The sequence below is a fragment of the Acinetobacter sp. genome (assembly GCF_049284435.1).
Classification (GTDB): domain Bacteria; phylum Pseudomonadota; class Gammaproteobacteria; order Pseudomonadales; family Moraxellaceae; genus Acinetobacter.
In genome coordinates, this window is record NZ_JBAPXX010000108.1 from 1 (window position 1) to 4,115 (window position 4,115).

The 4,115-nt window shown below is 45.5% G+C and carries 6 protein-coding genes; 2 read left to right on the forward strand and 4 right to left on the reverse strand.

Going from position 1 to position 4,115, the window contains the following annotated elements:
* A partial coding sequence (locus WAK81_RS09880; RefSeq protein WP_422196669.1) for an AMP-binding protein occupies positions 1-634 on the reverse strand: 634 nt, incomplete at its 3' end.
* 271 nt (positions 635-905) lie between these two features.
* On the opposite strand from WAK81_RS09880, the gene WAK81_RS09885 reads away from it, so the two are divergent.
* Both WAK81_RS09885 and WAK81_RS09890 read left to right on the forward strand, forming a co-directional pair.
* The gene (locus WAK81_RS09885) at positions 906-1,484 is read left to right on the forward strand and encodes a DUF805 domain-containing protein (protein WP_422196670.1); all 579 of its coding nucleotides are present in this window, start codon (positions 906-908) and stop codon (positions 1,482-1,484) included.
* Between the two features lie 106 nt (positions 1,485-1,590).
* On the forward strand, positions 1,591-2,571 hold the full coding sequence (locus tag WAK81_RS09890) for a mechanosensitive ion channel family protein (protein WP_422196671.1): 981 nt from the start codon (positions 1,591-1,593) through the stop codon (positions 2,569-2,571).
* On the opposite strand, the gene WAK81_RS09895 is transcribed toward WAK81_RS09890, so the two are convergent.
* From WAK81_RS09895 to WAK81_RS09905, 3 genes are all read right to left on the reverse strand, one after another.
* Positions 2,545-3,258 carry a 16S rRNA (uracil(1498)-N(3))-methyltransferase gene (locus WAK81_RS09895; protein WP_422196672.1) on the reverse strand — a complete coding sequence of 238 codons (714 nt, stop codon included), beginning with the start codon at positions 3,256-3,258 and terminating at the stop codon, positions 2,545-2,547. The two genes, WAK81_RS09890 and WAK81_RS09895, sit on opposite strands and share 27 nt — an antisense overlap.
* A gap of 42 nt (positions 3,259-3,300) precedes the next feature.
* A complete protein-coding gene (locus WAK81_RS09900) occupies positions 3,301-3,516 on the reverse strand; it encodes a hypothetical protein (RefSeq protein WP_422196673.1) in 216 nt (71 codons plus the stop codon).
* Positions 3,517-3,645: 129 nt separating this feature from the next.
* On the reverse strand, positions 3,646-4,115 hold a 470-nt coding region (locus WAK81_RS09905; RefSeq protein ID WP_422196674.1), incomplete at its 5' end, for a 3-deoxy-D-manno-octulosonic acid transferase.

The window sequence follows — 4,115 nt, forward strand, 5'->3', positions numbered from 1 at the left end:
TCGAGTCTGTACCCGCCAGTTTCAGTGCTTCATCGACATTGGCTTTCAGTGGAATGGCCTTACCGCCGCGCATGCCGGAATCGGCTGTAATCACCATTTTCGCCTGACAGTCTTCAATCCGGCTGGCTAAGGAGTCCGGCGAGAAACCACCAAATACCACGCAATGCACCGCCCCGATCCGGGCACAGGCCAGCATGGCAATCGCGGCTTCAGAGACCATCGGCATATACAGCATGACCCGGTCGCCTTTCTGGATACCATTTTTCTTCAGCACATTGGCAAAACGGCAAGTTTCATCATGCAGCTCGGCAAAGGAAATAATCTTGTGTCGCGAAGGATGATCCCCTTCCCAGATAATGGCCGGTTTATAGGGATGCTCTTTCAGGTGCCGATCCAGACAGTTGGCACTGACATTGAGCTGACCATCGGCAAACCATTCGATTTTAAAATCGTCTTTGTTAAAACTGGTATTTTTGACTTGGGTGAAGGGCTTGATCCAGTCCAGACGTTGCGCCTGTTCTGCCCAAAATTTATCTGGCTGTTCTATAGAATACTGATAACGTTCGAAGTATTGATCTTCGAGCGTACGTGCTGTTTTTTTAAATTCTTCGGGTACTGGATAGATCTCTTGCATAGGTCACTTCCTTGGTTTTGTTCTATCTCATCACGAGAGGTTAATGCTGCGTTGTTGATTGTTTTTTATGCATAATGGCAGTATGGCCTGCTTATTTCAAATCCGGCAATCATGCTTTCGTCGTAGATTATTTATACAAATTCAATCAAAATAAACCACAACTTACAGTACAGAATCTTCTGCGCAACTATGTATGATCTGTAGCACAGCTCTTTAAAAAATAAAATTGACCGCTTGTGGTTATTTCATCTGATTTAGCAGGATACGCTTTATGAAATCGCCTGAATCTCCCTACTTTAGCCCGCCTGCGCTGCCTGCAACCGATCATCCCCTGTCGATGAAAGGCCGCTTCGGGCGCTTGAGCTTTATTGCCTGGTCGGCATTTCTGTATTTCATTTTTTTATTTGGCAGTATCGCACTGGGTCTCAGTATTGATATTGTGAATATTTCTACCCACTCCATAGATCCCAACTGGCTGATTTCACTGCAAGGCTTGGCCAGTATCGGTGTGCTGGTCATGGTTCTGGTATATGTGTATTTCGCTTTAGTGGTCACTGTTCGCCGTTTGCATGATATGAACCGCAGTGGCTGGTGGGCGCTATTATTTTTGCTGCCAGTAGTGAACATTTTTGTATGGCTTTATATCGTTTTTGGTTCGGGCGATCGAGGCAGTAATCAATATGGTCCGGCACGGATGACCTTGCTCTGGGAAAAGATTCTGGCCTGGCTAATGATTATCCTGACCCTGCTTAGCCTGTTGGGATCTATCGCTTTATTCAGTTATATGAGCGGTGAAGAACAGTCACCTACCCCCACGGAAATGATGCAAAAAACCACCAAATACTTTTAACAACAGCGCCGTTATTTTTAAAATTATCCACTGGTGACTTCGAGCCCTTATTAATTTTTTGCTGAACATCAGGCAAAATAGGCAAAATTTGAATTGTGGAATTTTTGTGGCAGAGCAAAACAATACCTTAAGCCAGGTAACTGAGGGCACCACGGAGTTGTTACATCAGGCAACTGAAAAAACGACCCAGACCGTGATTGAACATACCGCCAAGTATAATGATGCCTACAGCAGCATTGACAAGATCATTGAAGGTTTCTGGGAACGTGTGCCTTATTTCTGTATCGCGCTAATCGTGATTACGATTTTCTGGTTACTCTCCAAAGTCTTCAAGTTTTTCGTACGTAAAACTTTGGAAAACCGTTCTTATACCCGTCAGAATCTGGTGTTGGTACTCAACCGTGTCGGCAGTACCTTTATTATTTTCTTTGGTATCCTGATTGGACTGGTGATTGCTGTTCCTGGCTTTACCCCGGGTCAGCTGATGAGTGCCCTCGGAATTGGTTCGGTCGCGATTGGTTTTGCCTTCAAGGATATTTTCCAGAACCTGCTCTCTGGCGTGTTGATTCTGCTCAGTGAACCGTTCAAGATTGGCGACGATATTATCGTGAATGGCATGGAAGGTACGGTTGAAGATATCCAGATTCGTGCGACCTTTTTACGTTCACCGGATGGCCGCCGTATCGTAATTCCAAATGCCACGGTCTACACCAGTGCGGTCACGGTGAATACCGCCTATACTCGTCGCCGCTGCGAATTCGTGGTGGGCATCGGCTATGAAGATGACATCCAGAAAGCCAAAGACCTGATTACCGCTATTTTAGATAAAGATCCGACTATCCTGAGCCAGCCGGGCTTTAGTGTCAATGTGACGGCGCTGGCTGACTTTTCTATTACCCTAAAAGCCTTCTGGTGGGTCGATACCACTGAAACCGGAACCGGAACTTCAATCAGTGCGGTGCAGGAACGGGTCATTCAGGCTTTTGCCGAGCATAATATTTCGATTCCGTATCCGGTACAGGAAGTCAAAGTCTATCGTGGCGAAGGCAATGAAGATTCTTCAGCCCGTGCTAAACAGTCGACCTAAGACGTAAGGAATCACGGTTTCTGTACGGATAATACGGTTGCCCAGACTCACAGCCTGGCAGCCGTTTTTTATGAGTAAATCGACTTCATAAGGAATAAATCCACCCTCCGGACCTATAACAATCGTACAGGGATGCTCAATCGCAAATGGCATCGCTTGCTCGGCATAAGGATGTGCCACATAAGCCGGATAATCCGTACTAATCAAACCCGGCAAGATATCTTCAACAAAAGGTTTAAAGCGTTTATACAGCTCGATTTTCGGAGCAACCGTATCCCCTGCTTGTTCCAGTCCCAGCTCGATATAATGATTTAACTGCTGTAAAAATGGAGTTTGCCAATAGCTTTTATCGACGCGGTAGCTATGCAGTAAAATGATTTTTTCAACGCCCAAGGTGACACTGTCCATGATCAGACGGCGCAGCACTTTCGGACGTGGCAAGGCGACGATTAAAGTCACTGGCAATTTTTCTGGAACAGCTTCTTTTTGCAGTGGTTTCAAGCGCACTGCTTTTTCAGAGATTTCCACAATTTCAGTCAGGTAACGCTGACCTTCCCGAATTCCCACTTTTAATGTATCTCCCACCTGTATATCTAGATGCTGCTGTAAATGTTCCAGTTGCCGAGTTGAGGTAATGGACCAAAGTTCAGTTTCGGTTTGACGTGGATCAAGCAGGACGATATTCATAAGGAAGATAAAACCCAAACATTAAGATGCAAAATATTCAAATTAGGTATTATCGCCAAATTTGAAATCGTGTGTGGCGACATGGATGTCGCCAATTTCACTGTGCTGCTGGGATGCAGCATCAGTGAAATAAAGGGCTTTTGTTACTTTTGGCCCGACAAAAGCAAGGTAATCACTTTGAAAAAGAAATACTAAGCCAAATCGAATCTCGGTTATTGTGGGACAAACCTTAAATAAAGCTCTATAGCGACTTATCATCGTGTAGGCTTCTCCCTACTTTTGACAGCGCAAAAGTAGGCAAAACGCTTTTGTTAGGCTGATGATACTTCCCTGTATCACAGCCTAACGACGGCATCCCTGCCGTCTTGGTAAATCCAATATCTGTTACTAAAGATACTGATCAATCACCTGAATATGCTTGGCAAGCGATCCCGTATTTAACTGCATAATTGTCCGCGCTGCCGCATTCAAATTTTCCGCCTTCACCTGATCTTGCAAAAGTTCCAGCAATGCCTCTGCCGCCTGCTGAGCATCCTGCACCACTGCGACTGCATCCGCTTGAACAAACTCATCCACGATGGTCTGAAAATTAAAATAATTTTTACCTAAAACAGTCGGCACATTCAATGCGATTGGCTCCAGAATATTATGTCCGCCTCCCGGCTCATTCAGCGAACCACCAACATAACAGGCCTGACTTAAGCCATACCACAGCCACATTTCACCCATGGAATCGGCCAAATACACTTGGGTATCTGCTTCAATACGTTGCCCTAGACTACGACGCTGGATTTTTAATACCAAAGACTGTGCAGCCTGAAACACCTCATCAAAACGTTCCGGATGACGCGGCACCA

Excerpts from the sequence above, each read along its gene's own strand:
- WAK81_RS09885 (WP_422196670.1), top strand. The coding sequence starts at position 906 with ATGAAATCGCCTGAATCTCCCTACTTTAGCCCGCCTGCGCTGCCTGCA.
- WAK81_RS09895 (WP_422196672.1), bottom strand. The coding sequence starts at position 3,258 with ATGAATATCGTCCTGCTTGATCCACGTCAAACCGAAACTGAACTTTGG.
- WAK81_RS09900 (WP_422196673.1), bottom strand. The coding sequence starts at position 3,516 with ATGATAAGTCGCTATAGAGCTTTATTTAAGGTTTGTCCCACAATAACC.